This window comes from Rhodococcus sp. P3_B8 (genome assembly GCF_056402775.1).
The window spans coordinates 1-4,117 of record NZ_JBFUGT010000447.1 but is presented as its reverse complement, the minus strand read 5'-3'; the positions used below and the strand labels follow the sequence as shown (position 1 = coordinate 4,117).

The window sequence follows — 4,117 nt, the reverse complement described above, 5'->3', positions numbered from 1 at the left end:
GGTATTCGCTCACCGGCCGAGACGTGCCAGCCGTTCGCCCGGTGTCGTCGCACCCCAGACGCCGTGCTGTTGGCCGGTGTGGAGGGCATACTCGAGGCATTCCTCCACCACCGCGCAGCCGCGGCAGAACTCCTTGGCGAGATCTTCCCGCTCGGAGCGAGCGTTCCTGCGTTCGGCGTCCGCCGGGAAGAAGATCTCCGCGTCCGCTTCATGGCAACGCGCAGACAATCGCCACTGCCACAACTCGGTGTCGTGAGGATGCAGTGTCATCACCGGTGTCGACATCTTTCGACTACCCCCTTCGCTCTCGGTCGCCCCGAATTACAGCCCATTCGGCAACACACGAGAAGAATTCGAATCTCCAGGATTTCGGGGTGAACGCGCCGCGCCGTTCTTGTTGAGCCACTGAAGATCTGATCGGCGTGACGCGAATCCTGTTGTTCGACGACTGCTCTTGCGATGCTGACCGGGTGACACCCGGGCGGCCTCGAAAGGCAGACGCATGACCATCCTCGATCCCCCGACAGTCGACGCCGCGAGCCTCGGAGTCTACGACTCGATCACCGACGCCATCGGCAACACACCCCTCGTCCGGTTGAACCGGGTAACCGGAAGTATCTCCGCGACGGTGTATGCCAAGCTCGAGTTCCTCAACCCCGGCGGAAGTGTGAAGGATCGCGTCGCCCTGGCCATGATCCACGCGGCCGAGGAATCCGGGGAACTACTGCCCGGAGGCACCGTCGTGGAGGGCACGTCGGGCAATACCGGAGTCGGGCTGACGTTGGTCGCCGCCGCTCGGGGATACCGTTCCGTAGTCGTGGTCCCCGACAAGTCGAGCGTCGAGAAGATCGCGTTGCTGCGGGCGCACGGGGCGCAGGTGCATGTGACACCGGGCGGCAGGCCCAGCCACCATCGCGAGTTCGTGCGCAACGTGGCCACTCGTCTCGCGGCGGAGATCCCCGGCGGCTGGCTCGCCGGCCAGTACGACAACCCGGCCAATCCCCACGCGCACCGCACCACGACAGGTCCGGAGATCTGGCGTCAGACCCAGGGCCGAGTCACTCATCTCGTCGCCGGTGTCGGAACCGGTGGGACCATCACGGGGACGGGCGAGTTCCTGACGAAGGTCTCCGGCGGGGCCGTGCAGATCATCGGCGCGGATCCTGATACCTCCGTATACGGTGGGGGAGACGGACGGGCCTGGTACATCGAATCCGTGGGCCATTTTCTGCACCCGCAGACCGAGCACGACGAGTGGCCGGATTCCTATCACCCGGACCTCGTCGACCGACTCGAGCAGATCCCGGACATCGAGGCGCTCACGGTGCTGCACCGCCTCGCCCGGGAGGAAGGACTCCTCGTCGGAGGTTCCGCCGGTACCGCGGTGGCCGCCGCCCTGCGGGTCGCGCGGACCCTCGGTCCGGACGACGTCGTGGTCGTGATCGTCCCGGACTCGGGCCGGGCCTACCTGTCGAAGTACTTCGACAACGAGTGGCTGGGACGGCTGGGCTTCCCGCTCTACCACGCAGCGACCGGACCCGTTGTCGGTGACGCACTGGGCGGCCGGGGGAGCGCACCCCGGGCCGTGCCGTCCACCGCGACCGTTGCGGAGGCGCGTGACGTGCTCGCGGACACCCCGGCCCTGCCCGTCGTGCTGGCACGCCCGGTCACCGGTCCGGTCGTGGTCGCGGAGATCCAGGGGTCCGTCAGTGCCGCGGCGCTGTCACACGCTCCGGAAGACGACCCGATCGGTGTGCACGTCGATCAGCCGTTGCCCGTCGTGGGAGTCACCGAGGAGTTGTCGGTGGCAATGCGACGAATCGGGGGGCACCGGGGGCCGGTCGTCGTGTCCGAGAACGGGCGAGCCGTGGCGTTGGTGGACGCTGACGTCGTCCTGACCTCGCCTGTCGCGTGAAGTGCGGTGATTCGTCATCCTTGATCGAACACCTTCTCGAAGCAATTCGAGAAGGGCAAGATCTCGTATGGGGAGAAGATCGGAATCCGTGAGTAGCCGCTCTTCTCGTACAACCTGACCGCATCGGGTTGCCGGTCGCCCGTCTGGAGAATCAGGCGTGGGCGCCCCGCCTTCCTGGCGGCATCCTCGACCGCGCTCAACAACGCTGTCGACACCCCGGTTCCGCGATGTTCCACTGTGACGAACATCCGTTTCAACTCCAGGTCGTCGTCGTTCCACCTGAGCGCGGCGTGACCGACCGCTTCTCGAGTGTCGGTTGCCCCCGCGGCGGTGTACACCACCACTGTGAGGAAAACGGACGTCGAGTCAACCGCATTGGTGGCGGCGCGGTCTGCAGTCGATACTCGGTCGGAGTATCGCGGCCCCACTTCGCGGGCCATGGCCTCTCGCAATGCCTCCGCGTCGGGGTCGAACCAAGACACCGCGGTTACGTGAAGGTGCGAGAGTGCTAATTCAGAGGTCATTCACATTCTCCGTCGATGAAAATGCAGTTTCGGTAGATGCTTCCCGGTCTTCATCCGGGATTCGAGGGTTGAAATCACCTTGACGCCAACGGTGTCCAGAAATCTCTGTTCGCTACCGATGAAAGTGCAAGGTGGTTCGACATTTCCGATCTGGAGGAATCTATGTCCAGTTGTGTCKAACTGTCGCACGTCAGGCCCTGTTTCTCATCGTGGAGGACGCGGGCATGGACGTTCAACGGTGACAACCGGGGTTAGTATCGCGATGTCCGGATGCTGGTCACGTCGTCCAGTCGGGTGATGAGTCGTCCCTCGGGGGCGGAAGTAGGGGATGGACGCAATCGCGGCGGCGCACACGGCCGTCAGTCCGGACGCGCTCTCCGCCCAATCGTTGGAGACGGCACGATTCGCCGATCTCAGCCGGCCGATCATCGACGTCGAACAGGAATCACCACCTCATGAGTCTCGAATTCCTCTGGTACATCCCGAATCAGGTCACCCCGGGACACCGCGGCGACGCCGTCACGGTTGACCACAACAGTCTGGACACCCTCACGAGCCAGGCGAAGGCCCTCGAGGACCACGGCTGGAAAGGGGCCTTGATCGGCACCGGCTGGGGTAGACCGGACACACTCACCGTCGCCGCCGCCCTTGCAGCCARGACGGCGACATTCGAGCCGCTCATCGCGATCCGGCCCGGCTACTGGCGACCGGCTCACTTCGCCTCCGCCGTCGCTACTCTCGACCATCTGACCGGCGGCCGGGTCCGGATCAACATCGTGTCCGGGAAGGACAACCTCGGAGCCTACGGTGAACACGAGAGCGACCAGGCCCACCGTTACACTCGCACCAAGGAGTTCCTCCAGCTCGTCCGCAAGCTGTGGTTGGAGCAGAACGTCACCTACCGGGGTGAGCACTTCCAGGTCACCGATTCCACAGTGCTGCCCCGGATCTCACCACGCGGAGATCGACTCCACCCGAAGCTCTACTTCGGTGGCGCGTCCGATGCCGCCGAGCGTGTTGCGGCGACCGAGGCCGACGTTCAGCTCTTCTGGGGTGAGCCGCTCGCGGGTGTGCAGGAGCGGATCGAACGGTTGCGGTCACTGAGCGAGGAACTCGGCCGAGCGCATGCGCCGCTCGAGTTCGGCCTGCGGATCACCACCTTCGTCCGGGACACGACCGAGCAGGCCTGGGCCGAGGCAGAGGAGAAGGTAGCGGAGATGGCGAAGAATCAGGTTGCGCCGCCGCAGAACCCGCATCGCCAAACCGCCGTGGGACAGCAGCGACTCCTCGCCCTGGCTACCCGTGGCGACGTGCTCGACGACAACCTGTACACCGCACCCGGGAAGTTCGGTGGCGGCGGYGCCGGCACCACGTGGCTCGTCGGCTCCCCGGAGGACGTCGCGAAGTCGCTGCGCAAGTACCAGGACCTCGGCATCACCCACTTCGTACTCTCGGACACCCCGTATCTGCCGGAAATCGAGCGTCAGGGCAACCAGCTGCTGCCGCTGCTGCGGGAATGAGCGGGGGAGCGCTACCTGCGCTTCCCCGCAACAGGTTTGCGCACACGGTGACAGTCACCCGCCCGCGCAGTCGGGCACGAGCGGGTGACTGGTTGTCAGAGTCTGAGTCCGGTTCCGTGCACGCCGTGTTCCTCGATGAGCGCGAGTTCTTCGTCGGT

The 4,117-nt window shown here is 65.3% G+C and carries 4 protein-coding genes; 2 read left to right on the top strand and 2 right to left on the bottom strand.

Going from position 1 to position 4,117, the window contains the following annotated elements; genetic code table 11:
* Positions 1-9 precede the first annotated feature (9 nt).
* The gene (locus AC1D1G_RS42575; protein ID WP_283335302.1) at positions 10-270 is read right to left on the bottom strand and encodes a WhiB family transcriptional regulator; all 261 of its coding nucleotides are present in this window, start codon (positions 268-270) and stop codon (positions 10-12) included.
* A 232-nt stretch (positions 271-502) separates the two neighbouring features.
* Here AC1D1G_RS42575 and AC1D1G_RS42570 point away from each other — a divergent pair, with 232 nt between their 5' ends.
* Entirely contained in the window at positions 503-1,915 is a 1,413-nt protein-coding gene (locus AC1D1G_RS42570) for a PLP-dependent cysteine synthase family protein (protein ID WP_477956639.1), read from the top strand.
* A 14-nt stretch (positions 1,916-1,929) separates the two neighbouring features.
* Here AC1D1G_RS42570 and AC1D1G_RS42565 read toward each other — a convergent pair whose 3' ends face one another.
* Positions 1,930-2,439 (bottom strand): GNAT family N-acetyltransferase, encoded by a 510-nt coding sequence (locus AC1D1G_RS42565; RefSeq protein WP_477956638.1) that lies wholly within the window; start codon positions 2,437-2,439, stop codon positions 1,930-1,932.
* Between the two features lie 455 nt (positions 2,440-2,894).
* Between AC1D1G_RS42565 and AC1D1G_RS42560 the strand changes: the two genes are divergently transcribed.
* Positions 2,895-3,959, top strand: a complete 1,065-nt coding sequence (locus tag AC1D1G_RS42560; protein WP_477956637.1) for an LLM class flavin-dependent oxidoreductase — start codon at positions 2,895-2,897, stop codon at positions 3,957-3,959.
* The last annotated feature ends 158 nt before the right edge of the window (positions 3,960-4,117 follow it).